This window comes from Streptomyces sp. NPDC088400, from assembly GCF_044753355.1.
Taxonomy (GTDB): Bacteria; Actinomycetota; Actinomycetes; order Streptomycetales; family Streptomycetaceae; genus Streptomyces.
Map to the genome: position 1 here is coordinate 30388 of NZ_JBIVMZ010000006.1, position 19104 is coordinate 49491.

Here is a 19104-nt window from a genome sequence, read left to right on the forward strand (position 1 = left end):
GGCCGGCTCCGCTCGGGCGGCATCCGGGGAATCCCAGGAAGTACGGCGTCAGCGCGCCGTTCCGTAACCGCCGCCGCCCGGCGTCCTGATGGTCAGGACGTCGTCCCGGTCCATCTCCACCAGGTCGACGCCCCGCAGCGGCGTGACCGTACCGTCCGCGCGCTCCACCGTGTTGCCGCCGAGCGCGCCGGTCCCGCCGCCCGCCATGCCGTACGGCGGGATCCTGCGGTGTCCGCACAGGAGCGTCACCGTCATCGGCTCCAGGAAGCGCAGGCGCCGTACGACTCCGTCGCCGCCCCGCCACCGCCCCGCGCCGCCGCTGCCCTCCCGTACGGCGAAGCTGTCGACCCGTACCGGGTAACGCCACTCCAGGACTTCGGGGTCGGTGAGCCGGGAGTTGGTCATATGGGTCTGTACGGCATCGGCACCGTCGAAGCCGTCGCCCGCTCCCGAGCCGTTCGCGATCGTCTCGTAGTACTGCACCCGGTCGTTGCCGAAGGCCACGTTGTTCATGGTGCCCGAGCCCTCGGCCTGGACGCCGAGGGCCGCGTAGAGCGCGCCCGTGACGGCCTGCGAGGTCTCCACATTGCCCGCGACGGTCGCGGCCGGAAAGGCGGGCGCCAGCATCGAGCCGTCCGGTACGCGCACCTCCAGCGGTTCCAGACAGCCGCTGTTGAGCGGGATGTCGTCGGCGATCAGCGTCCGGAAGACGTACAGCACGGCGGCCATCACCACGGACGTGGGCGCGTTGAAGTTGCCCGGCAGCTGCGGCGAACTGCCGGTGAAGTCGAGGACCGCGCCGCGCGCCTCCCGGTCGACGCTCAGCGCGACATTGATCACCGCGCCGCCGTCGGTCTCGTAGCGGTACGAACCGTCGTGCAGCCCGGCGATGATCCGGCGGACGGACTCCTCGGCGTTGCTCCGTACGTGCCCCATGTAGGCCTGGACGACGTCGGTGCCGAACTCACGTGTCATACGCCGCAGTTCGCCGATGCCCTTCTCGTTCGCGGCGATCTGGGCCCGCAGGTCGGCGAGATTGCTGTCCGGGTCGCGGGAGGGGTAGGGCGCGGTGGTGAGCAGTTCCCGGGTCTCGGCCTCGCGGAACCTGCCGTCCCTGACGAGCGGCCAGTTGTCGAAGAGCACGCCTTCTTCGTGGACGGTTCTGCTGAAGGCGGGCATGGAGCCCGGGGAGATGCCGCCGATCTCGGCGTGGTGGCCGCGCGAGGCCACCAGGAACGCCGGCCGTTCGCCTCCCCCGCCGGACGATTCGCCGGGTGTCTCCCCGAACACGGGTGTCACGACGGTCACATCGGGCAGATGGGTGCCGCCGTGGTACGGGTCGTTGATGGCGTACACGTCTCCGGCCCGCAGCGTGCCCTCGTTGCGCCGCAGGACCTCCTTGATGGAATCGCCCATCGACCCCAGATGGACGGGCATGTGCGGTGCGTTGGCGATCAGATTGCCGTCGGCGTCGAAGAGAGCGCAGGAGAAGTCGAGCCGCTCCTTGATGTTGACGGAGTGGGCGGTGTTCTCCAGGCGTACGCCCATCTGCTCGGCGATCGCCATGAAGAGGTTGTTGAAGACCTCCAGCAGTACGGGATCGACGTCCGTCCCGACCGCGGCCCGCGCGGGGCGGGGCCGTACGCGCGTGAGCAGCAGATGTCCGAACTCGCCCACGGCCGCCTGCCAGCCCGGTTCGACCACGGTGGTGGCGTCGGCCTCGGCGATCACGGCGGGCCCGGTCACGGTGCCGGACAGCCGCAGGTCCTCGCGGCGGTACAGCGGGGTGTCCCGGAGGCGTCCTTCCGTGAACATCCTTACGGAGGCGTACGGTTCGCCCTCGCCCGGACGATCGGCGTACGGTTCGCTCCCGCCCGGACGATCGGCGTGGGCCGCCCGGTGCGGGGCGTACGGCGCGGTGTGCGGCCCGGATGTCCCCACCGCCTCGACGGAGACCGCCTCCACGATCAGGGGCTTGTCCATGGTGAAGCCGTACCGCGCGCGGTGTTCACGCTCGAACGCCCCGGTCATGGCGGCGACGCCGGCCAGCTCGACCGGCAGGCTCGCGTCCGTACCGGCGTACCGCAGCAGCACGCGCGCGTGCGTGGTGACGGCGCTGTCCGGGACGGAGTCGGCGCGCAGTTCCGCGCGGGTGCGCCCGGCGAGTGCGTCGCACAGCTCGCGCACCCGGAGCAGTGTCCCGTCGTCCAGCTCGGCCTCGACGGACTGTTCCCGCATGGCGGTGGCGTCGGCGAGCCCGATGCCGTACGCGGAGAGGACCCCGGCCAGCGGCGGCACGATCACGGTGCCGATGCCCAGGGCGTCGGCGACCGCGCAGGCGTGCTGGCCGCCCGCCCCACCGAAGCTGGTGAGCGCGTAGCGGGTGATGTCGTGTCCCCGCTGCACGGAGATCTTCTTGACGGCGTTCGCCATGTTGAGGACGGCGATCTCCAGGTAGCCGGCCGCGACTTCCTCCGGGGCACGCCGTACGCCGGTGGCCTTCCGTACCTCCTCGGCGCGGGCCGCGAAGAGCTCCCGTACCACCTCGGTGTCCAGGGGCTGGTCCCCGTGCGGGCCGAACACCGTGGGGAAGTGCGCCGGCTGGACGCGGCCGAGCATCACATTGGCGTCGGTCACGGTGAGCGGGCCGCCGCGCCGGTAGCAGGCGGGGCCCGGTACGGCGCCCGCCGAGTCGGGGCCGACGCGGTAGCGCTGTCCGTCGAAGTGCAGCACGGAGCCGCCGCCCGCCGCGACGGTGTGGATGCTCATCATGGGCGCGCGCATCCGCACCCCGGCGACCTGGGTGCCGAGTTCGCGCTCGAACGCGCCCGCGTAGTGCGACACATCGGTGGAGGTGCCGCCCATGTCGAAGCCGATGACCCGGCCGAAGCCCGCCTGTCCGGACGTACGGGCCATGCCGACGACGCCGCCGGCCGGGCCCGACAGCACGGCGTCCTTGCCCCGGAAGTGGGCGGCTTCCCTGAGCCCCCCGTTGGACTGCATGAACATCAGCCGGATGCCGGGCAGTTCCCCGGCGATCTCGTCGACGTAGCGGCGCAGGATCGGCGAGAGATAGGCGTCCACGACGGTGGTGTCACCGCGCGGCACGAGCTTGATCAGCGGGCTGACCTCGTGCGAACAGCTGACCTGGGTGAAACCGGCCGCACGCGCGGCGTCGGCGACGGCGCTCTCGTGCGCGGGGTGACGGTAGCCGTGCATCAGGACGACGGCGGCGCTGCGGAAGCCGTCCTCGTAGGCGGTACGGAGGGCGGCGGCGACGGCCTCCGTGTCGAGCGGCCGTACCGTGGCGCCGTGCGCGTCGGTGCGCTCCGGGACCTCGATGACACGTTCGTACACCGCCTCGGGCAGCACGATATGGCGGTCGAACAGCCGGGGCCGGTTCTGGTAGGCGATACGGAGGGCGTCCCGGAAGCCCTCGGTGATCAGGAGGACGGTCGGCTCGCCGCGCCGCTCCAGGAGCGCGTTCGTGGCGACGGTCGTCCCCATCTTGACGACGTCGACGCGGTCGGCGGGAACCGGGTCGTGCGGTCCGAGGCCGAGCAGCAGCCGGATACCGGCGACCGCCGCGTCGTCGTGGCGCTCCGGATGGTGCGAGAGGAGCTTCCGTGTGACGAGCTCTCCGTCGGGACGCCTGCCCACCACGTCGGTGAAGGTGCCACCCCGGTCGATCCAGAATTCCCAGCGCCCGGTCATTCCCCCATTCTCGCAACGGATGCGCGCGGGGAGAGCGCGGCGAGCGCGCGGGAGAGGGTCTCGTCCGCGTGCAGATCGAGGCGCGCCCCGGTGCCGCGCGCCCAGTGCTGTACCTCGTCGCCCGCCAGTCGCAGCAGTTCGGGCAGGAGGTCCTGGCAACGGCGCACCACCCATCCGGTGCCCGAGACGGCGAGCCAGCGCAGTGCCTCCGTACGGGTGGGTGGCGGCTGGTCGGCTTCGAGCGAGGGAGGCGTCCCGAGCGCCAGTCCGCGCGCGGCGAGCAGTTCGTGGAAGCGCGCGGCGATCATCCGGTGGCCGCGTTCGCACGGATGCAGCCGGTCGGCGCTCCACAGCGACCGGTCGGCCACCCAGGACGCGTCCGCCATGTGCAGATGGACGGTGTCATAGCGCGCGGACAGGGCGTGTACGACGGCGTTCACGGCGCGCTGTCGGCGCGCGAGCGGGCGGGCAAGGGGCGCGGGCAGGCCGAGCACGGCGCCCGGGTCGGGCAGACAGGCGGTCATCAGGACAGCGCCGCTGTCGGCGAGGGCCGCGCAGATCCGGTCGAGTCGCGGGGCGAGGTCCTGGATGTCGAAGGCGCGGCGGAGGGTGTCGTTGACGCCGACGAGGACGGAGGCGAGATCGGGCGCGAAATCGAGGGCGGCCGGGACCTGCCGCTCCTCGACGTCACGGGTGAGCGCGCCGCTGACGGAGACGTTACGGAACCGGATGTCCGCGATGCCGCCGACGTCGTCAGTGCGGTCGGAGCCGTCGGGACGGTGAGGACTTTTGGCGCGGCCGTGTATGTCGGGACAGCTGTGCATGTCGGGGTCGCTGTGCATGTCGGGCCGGCTGTGCATGTCGGGCCGGCTGTGCTTGTCGGGCCGGCTGTGCTTGTCGGGCCGGCTGTGCTTGTCGGGCCGGCTGTCGAACAGATCCGCCAGATCCGCCCGGTCCGGTCCGGTCGGACCTGACTGATCGCCGCTTCCCGGCGAGGCCGACCGGTCCGGCCGGGCGGGGCCCAGCGCCCCGCCGAGCAGCGCGGCCCACCCGCGCCACTCGCCACCGTCCACGGGGTCGCCGATCCCGGCGGTCAACGAGTCCCCGAGCGCGACGAACCGCAGGGGGCGCGGTGGCGCGGAGACGGCACGGCGTGGCGGTACGGGAACCCTCCGGCGCGACGGTTCGGAGACGGCGCGTCCGTGGGACGCGGATGTCTTCCGCCCACCGGACTGTCCCCGCGTCCGGAGCGCCGCGTCGGCCCCAACCGTTCCGGCCTTACCAGCCTTACCAGCCCCAGTAGCTCCACCGGCTCCACCTGCCGCAGTACTTGCCTCGACCACCGCGGTGGCAAGGTCCGTCCCGGCCGCCTCCACCGCCCCCGTCACCCCGCGAGCCGCGTCGACCGGACAGCCACTGTCCGGGGCACTCCCGATCCGTGTCATCACGGCGCTCCGCCCGGAGCACGCGGCGACGGGATCCTCAGCAACGGGGCGTCGTGGGCCGCCAGGAACGCGGCCACCGCGCTGTCCCAGCTGAAAAGTTCCGCGCGGGCACGGGCCGCGGCCCGACGGGCCGCTTCCGGGCGCGCCAGCAGTTCCTGGACCGCGTCGGCGAAGGCCGGGGCGTTGTCCGCGGCGGCCACACCCGCGTCGCCGATCACCTCGGGCAACGCCGACGACGCGCTCGCGACGACCGGGGTGCCGCAGGCGAGGGACTCCAGGGCCGACAGTCCGAACGTCTCGGCCGGTCCCGGCGCCAGACAGATGTCGGCGGCGGCCTGGAGATCGGCCATGTCCTCACGGTCACCGACATACCCGAGGAACTGCGTGGGCAGCCCCTCCGCGAGGGCCCGGCGCACCAGGCTGTTCCTCATCGGTCCGTCGCCCGCCACGATCAGCCTCGCCCGTACGCCCCGGTCCCGCAGCTCGGCGAGCGTGTCCAGCGCGGTGCCCGGACGCTTCTCCACCGACAGCCGGGATCCGAGCATCAGCAGCACGTCACCCTCGCGCGCGTACCGGCGCCGTACCGTCGTGCCCCGTCCACCACTCGCGCCCGTTCCCGCCGTCGCGCCGCGTCCCGGCCGACAGCGGGCCAGATCGACCCCCAGTGGCGCGCGCACCACATTGGCGGCGCCGATCCGGAGGAACTCCCGTTCCGCCCATTCTGTGGTGCACACGATCCGCGAATACGCCCACGCGCTGCGGTGGTTGAGCCGGTCGGCGGCCCGCTCCGCCGCCGCCCCGGGCACGCCCCAGGTGCGCAGCACCCCGTCCGCCGTCTCGTGGGAGACCATCACGGAGGGGATCCGGTGGCGTCGTGCCCACTCCCCCGTCCAGCGCAGGGTGGTCCGGTCGGAGACTTCGAGCCGGTCGGTCCCGATCTCTTCGAGGACCTCCCGCAGCCGCCGGCGCGCGGTCAGCACCCGGTAGCCGCCGGTACCGGGAACTACCGGTCCCGGCAGGGTGATCACGCGTCCCTGCGCGGTGTCCTCGTCGGTCTCCCGCTCCCCGGGCACGATCAGCACCGGCCGGTGCCCGGCCGCCCGGTAGCCGATGCCCAGCTCACGCAGCGCGGTGCGCAGTCCGCCGGAGGAGGGGGTGACGAAGTTGGCCAGCCGTACGATGTTCAGCCCGCTGCCGTCGGCGCTCCCGACGTCCGTGCCGATGCCGATGCCGCTCATGCGACCACCGCCGTACGCGCGCCGAGCACCTCGTCGTAGTGGTCGATCAGTTGGTCCCCGACGACGGCCCAGGTCCGGCCCTCGACCGTGGCGCGTCCCGCGCGTCCGTAGGCGGCGCGGAGCGCGGGGGCGCAGGCGAGGTCCCGTACCGCCGCGGTGACGGCCTCGGTGTCGTGCGGCGCGACCAGCACACCCGTACGTCCGTGGTCGACGAGGTCGAGCGGTCCGCCCGCGGCGGGCGCGATCACCGGCACCCCGCTCGCCATGGCCTCCTGCACGGTCTGGCAGAAGGTCTCGTACGGTCCGGTGTGCGCGAACACGTCGAACGAGGCGAAGGTCCGCGCCAGTTCGTCGCCGGTCGTACGGCCGAGGAAGACCGCGCCGGGCAGTGCGCCGCGCAGCGAGGCGTCGCTGGGGCCGTCCCCGACGATCACGACCCGGACGCCCGGCAGTTCGCAGGCTCCGGCGAGCAGTTCGACATGCTTCTCGGGCGCCAGCCGGCCGACGTATCCGACGATCAGCTCCCCGTTGGGCGCGAGCCGCCGGCGCAGCGCCTCGTCACGCAGGCTGGGCCGGAACCGAACGGTGTCCACGCCCCGCGGCCACAGCCGTACGCGCGGTATGTCGTGCTCGGCGAGATCGCGCACGGCGGCGCTGGACGGCGCGAGGGTGCGGTCGGCCGCGGTGTGCACGGCGCGTATCCGGCGCCAGGCGGCGGCCTCGCCCGCGCCCACATACGTACGGGCATAGCCCGCGAGGTCGGTCTGGTAGACGGCGATGGCGGGGACCTGAAGGCGGGCGGCGGCTGTCATGCCGCGCACGCCGAGCACGAAGGGCCCGGCCAGATGGACAAGGTCGGCGCGGTGCGCGGCGATGGTAGCCGCGACCCGTCGGCTGGGCAGCGCCACCCGCACCTGCGGGTAGCCGGGCAGCGGGAGGGAAGGCACGCGCACGACGGGGCACGGTGCGTCGATCTCGGCATCGGCGGCGACCGCCGGGGCGATGACGAGCGGATCATGACCGCGGGCGGCGAGATGCCGGGCGGTCTGGAGGGCGCAGTGGGCTACCCCGTTGACGTCGGGCGGAAAGGACTCGGTGACGATGACGACACGCATATTCGTGTTCTCGTCCCACGGAGCGTGTGGCCGCCAACGTGGATCTTTCCGCGTGGGAAACGTCCCGTGAGCATTGGAAGAGGGACCGCTCCGCACGGGTGACGGGACCACACAGACCGTGCGAGACCGTCACCAAGAGTCGATTCCGCCCACACGCTCGCACCGGCCGCCTCCAGCGACACCCGGCGGCACCCGGCGGCCCGGCCGCGCACCGGTCCGGCCCCGCGTCACGCCGAGCCCACGCCTCACATCCGCCGCACGTCTCACACCGGCCGCATGCCATGCACCGGCCGCATCTCTCACACCGGCACAAAGACCTACAGAGCGGCGGCGTCCGGGCCGAACCGGCTCCGTACGGCGGTCTGCACCTCGGCCTCCTCGGCCGGATCGGCGGCCAGCCGCCGCAGCCGCTCCGCCACCCGTGCGTCGGCGGTCTCGGCGTGCCGCGCGGCGACCTCTCTGGTGGTCTCCTCGCAGTCCCACAGGCATTCGACGGCGAACCCGGTGGCGTAGGAAGGATCGGTGGCCGCGAGCGCCTTCGCCGTACGGACGCGCAACTGGGAGGAGGCGGTCTCGCGATAGATGTGGCGCAGCACGGGGGCGGCGCAGACGATGCCGAGGCGGCCGGCGCCGTCGACCAGCGTCCACAGCCGCTGGGCGTCGGGCCCCTCGGACCGTACGGTCTCGCGCAGCGCGCCGAGCACCAGCGGGGCGTCCTGCGCGCCGCCGCGGCAGGCGAGGACACCCGCCGCGGACGCGCCGAGGGCGTCGGGCCGGTGCACCCAGCCACGGGCCCGGTCGACGGCCTCCTCGCCGCACATCCGCTCGAAGGCGGCGACCGCGGCGTCGGCGACCGTACGGTCCGCAGCGAGCGCGGCGGCCTCGATCAGGTCGAGTACGGCCGGGTCACGCGCCTCGGCGAGATAGTGGAGCGCCGTACAGCGGGCCCCGTCGGGTCCGCCACGCGCCGCCTCGACGATCGCCGGGCGGTCGCCGGGACCGGCGACGGCGGTGAGGCAGCGGGCCGCCGGAAGATGCAGCGGGTTGCCGCGTTCCAGACCCTGTTGCGCCCAGTCGAAGACGGCCTGCACGCTCCAGCCGGGGCGTGGGCCGCTCGGCCGCATCTGTCGCTGCCAGCGGTCGAAGGAACCCTGTTCGCCCGCCGCCCTGATCCGGGCACCGATCTCGGCGCGCGGGTCCTCCGCCCAGAGCCGCCAGGGGTGGGGCTCGAAGGCGTCCCGGACGGCGGACGCCAGCTCGGCGTCGCCCTCGGGGGTGTGCGGGAATCTGGCGAGGACCGGTACGGCCAGGGAGCGCAGGCCCGTGTCGTCGTCACGCAGCGCGAGTTCGTCCAGGGCCCAGGCCCAGTTGGAACCGGTCGCGGCGTAGAGCCGGAGCAGGTCCAGGGCGTCGTGCCTGCCGTACGAGGCGAGATGACCGAGGACGGCGAGCGCGAGCCCGGTGCGGGACTCCTCGGTGTCGAAGTGGTCCTCGGCGCGGAAGAGATGGTGGTCGATGGCGTCGAGACCGCCGTGGATGTCCAGGTACAGGCGCGCGTAGTAGAGCGAGCGATTCTCGACCTGCCAGTCGTGGCGGGGGTCGTTCAGCACGCAGTGGTTGAGGGCGGCGAGAGCCTCCGCCCGGGGCGCCGCGAGCGCGTGCAGGGTGCCGTCGCCGCGGCCCCTCTGCAACAGACCGAGCAGCGTGCCGCTCGGCGCTATGACTGGATCAAACATCGGAAAAGCCTCACATCAAGCTGTCGAAGCAACCGGGGAGTGTGTACCGAGCCCCCGAGAGGGGCCAGGGCCTCCAGGCCCTGTCCGGCCCTAGGCCGTGTTTTAGAAGTCCCGCCTGCCCGGCGGGCGGACGCCGCTACTTCTAAAACACGGCCTAGGCCGCGCGGCAACATATCCGGCCGACCGTTGTCTTCCGCTTAATGCAGACCATCTTCCCTGCCTCTCGTCGGTGGCCCCTCGTGGGCCCCGACGTCATGATGACCCAGCCATTTCGCCACCGCGACCACATTTACGGCGTCTCTCCCCGCCCGGCCCCAGTGGGCTCCGAACCTGGCCTCACCTGGCTCCGAACAGCTCCAACAGGTCGGTCTTCCCAAACATCCGCGCCGTATCCACGGCGGACGGGGTTCCTCCGGTTGGGTCGGCCCCGCCGGCCAGGAGCGCCCGGATCACCGCGTCCTCGCCCTTGAAGACAGCGCCGGCGAGTGGGGTCTGTCCCCGGTCGTTGATCCGTCCCGCGTCGGCGCCGCGCGCGATCAGCGTTTCCACGGCGGACGCGTGGCCGTGATAGGCGGCGAGCATCAGGAGGGAGTCGCCCTTGTCGTTGGTGAGGTTCGCGGGCACTCCCGCGTCGACATACGCGGCGAGCGCCTCGGTCTCGCCCTGCCGGGCCAGGTCGAAGATCTTCGTGGCCAGTTCGACCACCTCGGGGTCCGGAGCCTCGCTCATCGGTGGACCGCCTCTCTCACGTCGTTGACCTGGCACGTACGACCAGACCGCTGTACGAGCAAACCGACAGATTACTGCCCGCGCACACGGCGGGAATTCCAGGCCGCCCGGCACGGCGTCCGGTACACGGACAGCGCCCCGACATGGGCCAAGCCAGTGAAATAGCTAAATCTTCACTCATTTACACCTTTTGTCACATAGATACTTTCGGTGATCCTGGAACACCTCATGGTGACTGCCCCCTCTACCAGGAGATTCCTCATGATTCTGTCCATGTCAGGCGTCGTTCTGCTCGGGATCATCGTCTACCTCTTCTTCCGGAAGGACGGACTCAAGGCGTCACACGCGATGGTGTGCGCGCTCTTCGGGTTCTATCTCGCGGGTACCGCCATCGCCCCGAGCATCACGGCCGGCGGCGCGAGCCTGGCCGGCCTCCTGGGCGGGATCAAGTTCTGACGCCCGCCCATCCCTTCCGCACCCCCAGGAGACAGACGTGGCCCGGCGACCACTTCCCCGCATTCTGACCAGCGGCAGCGACCGGATCGCCCGCGGTCGCGAGATGGCCCGCGCGGCCGCCGACAGCGCCACCGATGTGCTCCATCCACTGATCACGATCACGCGTGGTCTGCGGATGCTGGCCTCGGCGGGACGGCAGAAGTGGGCCGCCACCCCGAAGGACCGGCGCGGACCGGCGCTGTTCCTGGTGGCGGTCTGCGGCATGGTCGTCGCGCTCATGCCGTACGGGCCACTGCTGGTCCTGATCTCGGTGATGGCCGTGGCCGGCTGGAAGGGACGGGACCGTACGCCCGAGCCGACCGGGCCCGACGAGGCGGAGACGAAGCGGCTCCAGTCCCTCTACGAGGCGCTGGTGCCGTACTTCTCCGTACCGGAAGACCCCAATCCGCTCTTCGCCCACGGCGGCGAGTGGAGTACGGCGTTCGACTCCTACGCGTTCGACCCGGACGGCCGTCTCACCCAGCTGCGGATGACGTACCCGCCGTATTTCGCCGACAGCGATCCCAGGGCGCGCGACCGGGTCGAGAGGCTGCTGCACGCCAAGTCCGGGCGAGGCCGTGAATACCTCTTCGACTGGGCCGAGGAGGCCAACGAACTGCTGATGAGCGTGCTGCCCGCCCTCTCCACCTCCATCGCCGCCCAGCGTTTCGTCACGATCCCGGGCGAGACGGTGCTCGGCTTCACCGACGACGGCTCAGTACGGCGCACGCTGCCGGTGGTGGCGGGCGACGGGAGCCATGACGCGCCCCCGGTGATCTGGCGGACCGGATCACGCTCCACGGAGCCGCATCTGCTGGTCACGGGCGCGCCGGGCAGCGGCGCCACCAGCCTGCTGCGGTCCATCGCGCTCCAGGCCCTCCAGCACGGCGAGGTACTGATCGTGGAGGGCAGCGGCGCCGGCGAATTCACCTGCCTGACCGGGCGCAACGGGGTACTCGCCGTGGAATGCGGACTCGCCGGCGCGCTGGCCGGCCTGGAATGGGCGGCGAACGAGACGGAACGGCGCCTGATCGCCGCCGACCGGGCCCGGCAGTCGGGTCATCCGGCGCCTGACGACACCCGGCGCCCGCTGTGGATCCTGCTGGACCGGCCGAGCGCGTTCGGACATCTGGCGGCGGCCGACGGACGGCTCGACCCGCAGCAACTGCTCCAGGTGCCGCTGCGCCACGGCAGAGCCGCGCGGGTCACGGTGGTGGTGGCCGATCAGCTCGACAGCCTGGACGCGCTCAGCGAGACCGTGGTGACGCACACCCGCGCCCGGGTCGTCCTCGGGGCCGCCACACCCGCGCAGGTGGAAGCGGTGCTCGGGGCACTGCCGCGCACGACGCCCACGGCAGACGTCCCGCCCGGCAGAGGCTACGCACGGCTCGGCGCGGGACCGGTCCTGAGGCTCCAGGTCCCGGCGACCCCCGACCCGTACGACGACGCGACGAGCGAGGCGCACCGCCGGGCCGTCATGGAGCTGCTGCCGGAGCGGCACCCCTCCTTCGACCCCTTCGCCCAGCCTCCCGTCGGCACACCGACCCAGGACCGGGTCCCGGGGCAGGAACAGGAACCGGACCGGGCCGCCGGGTCCGCGCCGGTCGGTTAGGCCGGCGGCCTTCGCCCTCAGGCGACGAACGTACGGGGCGCGTCCGTGCCGGTGCTCGCTCCCGTCTCCACCAGACGCGCGGCGGCCGCCAGCCGCGCCGCCGCCTCGACGGCGACCGGCCCGCTGACGGTGAACGGCAGCCGTACGTACCCCTCGAACGCCCCGTCGACCCCGAAACGGGGCCCCGAGGGCACCCGTACGCCGACCCGTTCGCCCACCTCGGCCAGGCGTGAGCCGGACAGCCCGCCGGTCCGCACCCACAGCGTGAGCCCGCCGCGCGGTACCTCGAACTCCCAGCCGGGCAGCCGCTCGCGCACCGCGGCCACCAGCGCGTCCCTGTTCTCCCGCGCCTGGGCACGCCGCAGCCCGACCGCCTCCTCCCAACCGCCGGTCCGCATCAGCCAGTTGACGGCGAGCTGTTCGAGCACCGGGGTGCCGAGATCGGCGTACGCGCGCGCCGCGACCAGGGACCTGATCACATCCGGTGCCGCGCGCACCCAGCCGATCCGCATCCCCGCCCAGAAGGCCTTGCTGGCCGAGCCGACCGTGATCACCGTGCTGCCCGCCGGGTCGAAGGCGCAGACCCGCCTCGGCATCTCGATGTCCGGGTCCAGATGCAGCTCGGACATGGTTTCGTCGACGACCAGCACCGTGCCCGCCGAACGCGCCGCGTCCACCAGCTGCCGCCGCTGGTCCTCGTCGGCCAGCGCGCCCGTCGGATTGTGGAAGTCGGCGACGACATAGGCGATCCGGGGAGCGGCGTCGCGCAGCACCTGGCGCCAGCGCACCGGGTCCCAGCCGGTCAGCCCCTCCGCCATGGCCACCGGCACGAGCCGGGCGCCCGCTTCCCGCATCAGCTGGAGGATATTCGCGTACGAGGGCGATTCCACCGCGATGCGCTCCCCCCGGCCCGCGAAGAGATGACAGATCGCGTCGATCGCGCCCATCGCGCCGGTGGTGACCATGATCTGTTCGGGCATGGTCGGGATGCCGCGCCGGGTGTAGCGGTCGGCGAGCATCTGCCGCAGGGCGGGCACTCCGGCCGGGTAGTCGCCGTGGGTGTGCGCGTACGGCGGCAGCTCTTCCAGCGCTCCCTGGACGCCCCGGGTCAGCCAGGGCTCGGGGGCGGGCAGGGCCGCGGTACCGAGATCGATCATCGAGCCGAGCGACTCCGGCGGCAGGGGTTCGAGCCCGCGCGCGGGCAGCGGATTGCCCGCCGGCACGGCCGTCCAGCTGCCCGCGCCCCTGCGGGACTCCAGGAACCCCTCGGCGCGCAGCGCTTCGTACGCGGCCGCCACCGTCGTACGGCTCACGGACAGGGAGACGGCCAGTTCGCGTTCGGCGGGGAGCCGGGCGGCGACGGGGACCCGGCCTTCGAGCACGAGCAGCCGGATACCGTCGGCGAGGGCACGGTAGGCGGGCGGTTTACGGGTACCGGATCCGGCGGGCCGGGGCTGCTGCGTGAGGAGCTGCCGGGCCAGCTGAGTCGCACCGACGGCCGAGGTCCACTGAGCCATAGAAGTCAGTCCACCTTCCCCGAATTGGCCATGGTTGGCGTCTGTCTGCCAGCCACAGAGTGATGTGTACCAGTCCACCATCCCACCAGGGAGCAACATCGTGTCCACCACCTCCGCCACCTCGGGCCCTTCCGGCCTCCGGGGAAGGCACCTCACCCGCCGGCTCTTCCAGCTGTACATCGGTCTCGCGCTGTTCGGGGCGAGCGCCGCGCTGCTGGTGCGCGGGGGCCTCGGCCTCGAACCGTGGGGCGTCCTGCATCAAGGGCTGGCGGAGCTCACCGGGCTGAGCATGGGAGTCGTCTCGATCATCGTGGGCGCGGTCGTGCTGCTGCTCTGGATCCCGATCCGGCAGCGCCCGGGGCTCGGCACTGTCTCCAACGTCTTCGTGGTCGGGATCGCGATGGACGCCACCCTCGCCCTGGTCCCCGACGGCTACGGCCTGGCCGCCCGTGTCCCGCTGCTGATCGCCGGTATCGGGATCAACGGCCTGGCCACCGGGCTCTACATAGCGGCGCGTTTCGGCCCGGGGCCGCGTGACGGCCTGATGACCGGACTGCACCGGCTGACCGGCCGCTCGGTCCGGCTGGTCCGTACCGCGATCGAGATCGCCGTCGTCGCCACCGGCTTCGCGCTCGGCGGCTCGGTGGGAATCGGCACGGTGGCCTACGCCCTCGCGATCGGGCCGCTCGCCCAGCTGTTCCTCCGCGTCTTCGCCATCCCTGGGGCGGACGCCGGAAGCACAGCCGTCAACGGCGGGTCATCCGAGCAGGTCATACTGCGGCGGTGACTCGCGCATCCCACCCCTACCTGGACCGGGCGACCCCGATTCCGTTCGCCCATCGCGGCGGCACGGCGGACGGCCTGGAGAACACAGCCGCCGCGTTCCGCCGCGCGGCCGGACTCGGATACCGCTACTTCGAGACCGACGTGCACGCCACCGCCGACGGCCGGCTGGTCGCCTTCCACGACCCGACCCTGGACCGGGTGACCGACACCCGGGGCCGGATCGCGGACCTGACCTGGGCCGAGGTGAGCCGGGCCCGGGTCGCGGGGAACGAGCCGCTGCCGCTCTTCGAGGAGTTGCTCGAAGAGTTCCCCGAAGCGCGCTGGAACGTGGACATCAAGGCCGCGCCCGCCCTCGCCCCGCTGATCGACCTGATCCGCAGGACCGACAGCTGGGACCGGGTGTGCGTCGGCTCCTTCTCCGAGGCCCGGGTGGCGGCCGCCGAACGCCTCGCGGGTCCCCGCCTCGCCACCTCGTACGGGGTACGGGGCGTGCTGGGCCTGCGACTTCGCTCGTACGGGATCCCCGCCCCGGTCCGCCGGGGCGCCGTCTGCGCTCAGGTCCCCGAGACCCAGAACGGCATCCGTGTCGTGGACGAACGATTCGTACGGATGGCACACGCGCGCGGCCTTCAGGTCCATGTCTGGACCGTCAACGATCCACATCGTATGGAGGCGCTGCTGGATCTTGGGGTGGATGGCATCATGACCGATCAACTGGAAACGCTGCGTGCGGTGTTCACCGCGCGCGGAGCCTGGCGATGACCGGGCGGGACGGGCACACGGGGAGAGGGAAACGCGGGTGAGTGTCGAGACCGAGGACCGGGCCGACGAGGCGGCGGACCGCAGACGCGAACAACGCGGCTGGTACTTCTACGACTTCGCGTGCTCCGTCTACTCGACGAGCGTGCTCACGGTCTTCCTCGGCCCGTACCTGACGTCGGTGGCGAAGGCGGCGGCCGACGCCGACGGTTTCGTCCATCCGCTGGGCATCCCCGTACGCGCGGGCTCGGTCTTCGCGTACGCGGTCTCCGTGTCGGTCGTGGTCGCGGTGCTGGTGATGCCGCTGGTGGGCGCGGTGGCGGACCGTACGGGACGGAAGAAGCCGCTGCTGGCCGCCGCCGCGTATCTGGGGGCGACCGCCACGACCTGCATGTTCTTCCTGGACGGCGACCGCTATCTGCTGGGCGCGCTGCTGCTGATCGTGGCGAACGCCTCGGTGTCGGTCTCGATGGTGCTCTACAACGCGTATCTGCCGCAGATCGCCGGGCCGGAGGAGCGCGACGACGTCTCCTCGCGCGGCTGGGCCTTCGGCTACACCTCGGGCGCACTGGTCCTGGTCCTCAATCTGGTGCTCTACACCGGCCATGAGTCGTTCGGTGTCTCCGAGTCCACGGCCGTACGGATCTGTCTGGCCTCGGCCGGAGTCTGGTGGGGCGCCTTCACGATCATCCCGCTGCGCCGGCTGCGCGACCGCCGGGCGCCGAAGAGCGGCGAGGGAGCGGTGGGCACCGGCTGGCGGCAACTGGTGAACACCCTGCGGGACATGCGCCGCCATCCGCTGACGCTGTCCTTCCTGCTCGCCTACCTCGTATACAACGACGGCGTGCAGACGGTCATCTCACAGGCCTCGATCTACGGCTCCGAGGAACTGGGCCTGGACCAGACGACACTGATCGTCGCCGTACTGCTGGTGCAGATTCTGGCGGTGGCGGGCGCGCTGGGCATGGGCCGCATGGCCAGAACGTACGGCGCCAAGCGCACCATTCTGGCCTCGCTGGCCGTCTGGACGCTGATCCTCACGGCCGGATACTTCCTGCCCGCCGGGGCGCCGGTCGCGTTCTTCGTCCTGGCCTCGGCGATCGGCCTGGTGCTGGGCGGCAGCCAGGCGCTGTCCCGTTCGCTCTTCTCCCACCTGGTGCCACAGGGCAAGGAGGCCGAGTACTTCTCCGCGTACGAGATGAGCGACCGCGGGCTGAGCTGGCTGGGGCCACTGGTGTTCGGACTCGCGTATCAGCTCACGGGGAGCTATCGGGATGCCATCATCTCCCTGGTGGTCTTCTTCGTCCTGGGGTTCGGCCTGTTGGCAAGGGTGCCGATCAGACAGGCGATCGTGGCCGCCGGAAACCCTGCTCCGGACCGGATTTAGACGTTGAAGTCAAAGGGCGGTAGTGTACGCGTTTGGCCTGCCAGGCGGACCGTTACTGCGAAGTGCAGGAATGAAAACACTGGGTGACATCTCCTGTTAGATGTGACAAACCGGGCGCTGGTGGGTACAACAAGGGCGGCACGACGGGCGACGCATGACCCGGAACGGGAATCTTTACCGCCGACCGGACGTTGACCGGATGACGACGACAGCGACACCTGTCCTGTGGGCGACAAGCCCGGGAGGCACGATTCATGAGTGAGCGAGCTCTCCGCGGCACGCGACTCGTGGTTACCAGCTACGAGACGGACCGCGGCATCGATCTGGCCCCGCGCCAGGCGGTGGAGTACGCATGCCAGAACGGACATCGATTTGAGATGCCGTTCTCGGTTGAGGCGGAAATTCCGCCGGAGTGGGAGTGCAAGGCGTGTGGCGCCATGGCACTCCTGGTGGACGGGGATGGCCCCGAAGAGAAGAAGGGCAAGCCTGCGCGTACGCACTGGGACATGCTCATGGAGCGACGCACCCGCGAGGAGTTGGAGGAGGTGCTGGCCGAGAGGCTGGCCGTCCTGCGCTCCGGCGCCATGAACATCGCCGTGCATCCGCGGGACAGCCGGAAGTCCGCCTGACCGCGTAACCACCGCACAAGACAAGCGACAACCGAACAGAAAGCCGTGGGTCGCGTCACACCGAGTGTGTGCCGCAGCCCGCGGCTTTGTTCTTTGGCCTGCGGCCTTGTTCTATGCGGAGCCTTTGCGAGACGTCTCTACAGGACTCTCAGGACTCTCACGGAGTCAGCGGCGGGCGCGGGCCCTCGTCCTCGGGACGGCGTCCTTCCGGCGTCTCGTCGTGCTTGATGACCTCACCCTGGACCACCTTGCCGTCCGGCTGACGCATACGGGCCTGCTGGAAGGCGTTCCCGAGACTGCCGGGCTCCGCCACGGCCGCGCTCATCCGCCGCTCCAGCGAGCGCTCCGCGTACCGGCCGAGTGCCGTCCGTACGGGCGGCACGAGCAGCAACAGGCCCAGTACGTCCGTGATCAGCCCCGGCAGCATGATCAGCAGGCCGCCCAGCATCAGGAACCCATTGCCGGTGCTGCCGGTTCCGGTCTCCGGCGGGAGGACCTCTCCGGGGTGTTCCTGCTGCTGCCGCTGCTGACGTTGCAGCGTCTCGGTGAGATTACGGAAGGCCCGGCGGCCGGCCCGCTTCATGACCACTCCGCCGAGGACGGCCGCGCCCACGAGCAGTGCCAGCACGGCCAGTCCGCCTGCCACTTCGCCCACGACGATCAGCAGCCAGATCTCCAGCACCAGCCAGGCGGCGACGCCCAGTGGGAGGAAGGTGCGGGCGCGTGAGCGCTTGGGAGCGGTGCGAGGCGATTGCGCGGTCGTCATGTTCCCAGTGTGCCTGGGGACGGGCCCGGATGGCGTATGAGAACGATCAGAAATGATCAGGAGGACCGGAGTTCAGGACAGTCGGGCCATCGGATGATCGACTGGTCGGGCTAGTCGAACCGTCGGGACAGGCCGGGGGGCGGAGCGGAGATCAGGACCGTCCGTTGGGCTTCCGGCCGAGGAGACGGTTCGCCCGGGACTCGACACCCCAGGTGGTCACCCGCCACAGCGCCTCGACGAGGATGTCCTTGCTCATCTTCGAGTCGCCCAGCTCGCGCTCGACGAAGGTGATGGGCACCTCGACCACATGACAGCCCGCCGCGACCGCGCGCCGGGCCAGGTCGACCTGGAAGCAGTAGCCCTGCGAGGCGACGGCGTCGAGGCCGAGCTTCTCCAGGGTCTCCTTGCGAAACGCCCGGTAGCCACCGGTCACGTCGCGGATCGGAACGCCCAGCAGGACCCGTGAGTACGTACTGCCGCCACGGGAGATGAGCTCCCGCGTCTTGGGCCAGTTGACGACGCGTCCGCCCGGCACCCAGCGTGAGCCGAGGACAAGATCGGCGCCCTTGAGCGCGGTCAGCAGGCGGGGCAGTTCCTCCGGCTGGTGGGAGCCGTCGGCGTCCATCTCGACCAGGACCCCGTAGCCGCGCTCGATGCCCCAGCGGAAGCCCGCCAGATAGGCGGCTCCGAGCCCTTCCTTGCCTTTCCGGTGCAACACCTTGACCTGGTCGTCCGCACCGGCCAGCTCGTCGGCGATCTTGCCGGTGCCGTCGGGGCTGTTGTCGTCGGCGACCAGGATGTCGGCCTTGGGAACGGCGGCACGCACCCGGGAGACGATCGACTTGATGTTCTCGGCCTCGTTGAAGGTCGGGATGATCACCAAGGCTGTACCGAGCGGGCCGTACCGCCTCTCACCGCCGTCGTTCACTGCTGCCCCTTAATAGCCGTACGCCGATGCACCACCATAGCGAGCACGCCGGGGGCCCGCGCCCACCATGGTCACAGGGAGTCGAAGGCGACGGGCACCATGTCCGGAGATGGGGTGCGGAACCGGAGATCTTGGACGTGGACAGAGCGTGAACTGCGGATCGGGACCCGGCGTCCTTCGGGCCGGCCCGGGACCCGCTGGCTGCGGGTCGACCGAAAGCCGTTGTCTACTGAACGCCGGGGCCCCGA

15 protein-coding genes are annotated in these 19104 nt (G+C 71.4%); 6 read left to right on the forward strand and 9 right to left on the reverse strand.

What is annotated here, in order from left to right:
• Positions 1-48: 48 nt before the first annotated feature.
• From ACIQD6_RS16590 to ACIQD6_RS16615, 6 genes are all read right to left on the reverse strand, one after another.
• Positions 49-3714, reverse strand: coding sequence for a hydantoinase B/oxoprolinase family protein (locus tag ACIQD6_RS16590; RefSeq protein WP_401882981.1), 3666 nt, complete (start codon positions 3712-3714; stop codon positions 49-51).
• Positions 3711-4811 carry an SGNH/GDSL hydrolase family protein gene (locus tag ACIQD6_RS16595; protein WP_401882984.1) on the reverse strand — a complete coding sequence of 367 codons (1101 nt, stop codon included), beginning with the start codon at positions 4809-4811 and terminating at the stop codon, positions 3711-3713. The genes ACIQD6_RS16590 and ACIQD6_RS16595 overlap by 4 nt, the downstream gene beginning before the upstream one ends.
• Before the next feature lie 347 nt (positions 4812-5158).
• Positions 5159-6397, reverse strand: coding sequence for a glycosyltransferase (locus tag ACIQD6_RS16600; protein WP_401882987.1), 1239 nt, complete (start codon positions 6395-6397; stop codon positions 5159-5161).
• Positions 6394-7512 (reverse strand): glycosyltransferase family 4 protein, encoded by a 1119-nt coding sequence (locus ACIQD6_RS16605; protein ID WP_401882990.1) that lies wholly within the window; start codon positions 7510-7512, stop codon positions 6394-6396. Before ACIQD6_RS16605 ends, ACIQD6_RS16600 begins: the two co-directional genes overlap by 4 nt.
• A 317-nt stretch (positions 7513-7829) precedes the next feature.
• Positions 7830-9248 carry a HEAT repeat domain-containing protein gene (locus ACIQD6_RS16610; RefSeq protein WP_401882992.1) on the reverse strand — a complete coding sequence of 473 codons (1419 nt, stop codon included), beginning with the start codon at positions 9246-9248 and terminating at the stop codon, positions 7830-7832.
• Between the two features lie 336 nt (positions 9249-9584).
• The gene (locus ACIQD6_RS16615) at positions 9585-9977 is read right to left on the reverse strand and encodes an ankyrin repeat domain-containing protein (protein WP_401882995.1); all 393 of its coding nucleotides are present in this window, start codon (positions 9975-9977) and stop codon (positions 9585-9587) included.
• 261 nt (positions 9978-10238) lie between these two features.
• On the opposite strand from ACIQD6_RS16615, the gene ACIQD6_RS16620 reads away from it, so the two are divergent.
• Entirely contained in the window at positions 10239-10433 is a 195-nt protein-coding gene (locus ACIQD6_RS16620) for a hypothetical protein (protein WP_401882998.1), read from the forward strand.
• Positions 10434-10470: 37 nt separating this feature from the next.
• Entirely contained in the window at positions 10471-12084 is a 1614-nt protein-coding gene (locus tag ACIQD6_RS16625; protein WP_401883000.1) for a hypothetical protein, read from the forward strand.
• A 17-nt stretch (positions 12085-12101) separates the two neighbouring features.
• On the opposite strand, the gene ACIQD6_RS16630 is transcribed toward ACIQD6_RS16625, so the two are convergent.
• On the reverse strand, positions 12102-13601 hold the full coding sequence (locus tag ACIQD6_RS16630) for a PLP-dependent aminotransferase family protein (RefSeq protein WP_401883003.1): 1500 nt from the start codon (positions 13599-13601) through the stop codon (positions 12102-12104).
• Positions 13602-13701: 100 nt separating this feature from the next.
• Here ACIQD6_RS16630 and ACIQD6_RS16635 point away from each other — a divergent pair, with 100 nt between their 5' ends.
• The 4 genes from ACIQD6_RS16635 to ACIQD6_RS16650 all read left to right on the forward strand — a co-directional run bounded on the left by ACIQD6_RS16635 (position 13702) and on the right by ACIQD6_RS16650 (position 17162).
• On the forward strand, positions 13702-14388 hold the full coding sequence (locus ACIQD6_RS16635) for a YitT family protein (protein WP_401883006.1): 687 nt from the start codon (positions 13702-13704) through the stop codon (positions 14386-14388).
• Positions 14385-15149 carry a glycerophosphodiester phosphodiesterase gene (locus tag ACIQD6_RS16640; RefSeq protein WP_401883009.1) on the forward strand — a complete coding sequence of 255 codons (765 nt, stop codon included), beginning with the start codon at positions 14385-14387 and terminating at the stop codon, positions 15147-15149. Before ACIQD6_RS16635 ends, ACIQD6_RS16640 begins: the two co-directional genes overlap by 4 nt.
• Positions 15150-15186: 37 nt before the next feature.
• Complete coding sequence (locus tag ACIQD6_RS16645; protein WP_401883012.1) at positions 15187-16533, forward strand: MFS transporter; 1347 nt, start codon at positions 15187-15189, stop codon at positions 16531-16533.
• 254 nt (positions 16534-16787) lie between these two features.
• A complete protein-coding gene (locus tag ACIQD6_RS16650; RefSeq protein WP_007262928.1) occupies positions 16788-17162 on the forward strand; it encodes an RNA polymerase-binding protein RbpA in 375 nt (124 codons plus the stop codon).
• Between the two features lie 157 nt (positions 17163-17319).
• Here the strand turns inward: ACIQD6_RS16650 and fxsA are convergent, their stop codons facing one another.
• Together fxsA and ACIQD6_RS16660 are read right to left on the reverse strand one after the other, a co-directional pair.
• A complete protein-coding gene (fxsA, locus tag ACIQD6_RS16655) occupies positions 17320-17928 on the reverse strand; it encodes an FxsA family membrane protein (RefSeq protein ID WP_401883015.1) in 609 nt (202 codons plus the stop codon).
• Between the two features lie 151 nt (positions 17929-18079).
• Positions 18080-18856, reverse strand: a complete 777-nt coding sequence (locus tag ACIQD6_RS16660; RefSeq protein WP_401883017.1) for a polyprenol monophosphomannose synthase — start codon at positions 18854-18856, stop codon at positions 18080-18082.
• Positions 18857-19104: the final 248 nt, after the last annotated feature.

What these genes read in the sequence shown, in the direction of transcription:
- ACIQD6_RS16610 (WP_401882992.1), bottom strand. Translation starts at nt 9,248, where the DNA reads ATGTTTGATCCAGTCATAGCGCCGAGCGGCACGCTGCTCGGTCTGTTG.
- ACIQD6_RS16615 (WP_401882995.1), bottom strand. Translation starts at nt 9,977, where the DNA reads ATGAGCGAGGCTCCGGACCCCGAGGTGGTCGAACTGGCCACGAAGATC.
- ACIQD6_RS16650 (WP_007262928.1), top strand. Translation starts at nt 16,788, where the DNA reads ATGAGTGAGCGAGCTCTCCGCGGCACGCGACTCGTGGTTACCAGCTAC.
- fxsA (WP_401883015.1), bottom strand. Translation starts at nt 17,928, where the DNA reads ATGACGACCGCGCAATCGCCTCGCACCGCTCCCAAGCGCTCACGCGCC.
- ACIQD6_RS16600 (WP_401882987.1), bottom strand. Translation starts at nt 6,397, where the DNA reads ATGAGCGGCATCGGCATCGGCACGGACGTCGGGAGCGCCGACGGCAGC.
- ACIQD6_RS16630 (WP_401883003.1), bottom strand. Translation starts at nt 13,601, where the DNA reads ATGGCTCAGTGGACCTCGGCCGTCGGTGCGACTCAGCTGGCCCGGCAG.
- ACIQD6_RS16605 (WP_401882990.1), bottom strand. Translation starts at nt 7,512, where the DNA reads ATGCGTGTCGTCATCGTCACCGAGTCCTTTCCGCCCGACGTCAACGGG.
- ACIQD6_RS16620 (WP_401882998.1), top strand. Translation starts at nt 10,239, where the DNA reads ATGATTCTGTCCATGTCAGGCGTCGTTCTGCTCGGGATCATCGTCTAC.
- ACIQD6_RS16590 (WP_401882981.1), bottom strand. Translation starts at nt 3,714, where the DNA reads ATGACCGGGCGCTGGGAATTCTGGATCGACCGGGGTGGCACCTTCACC.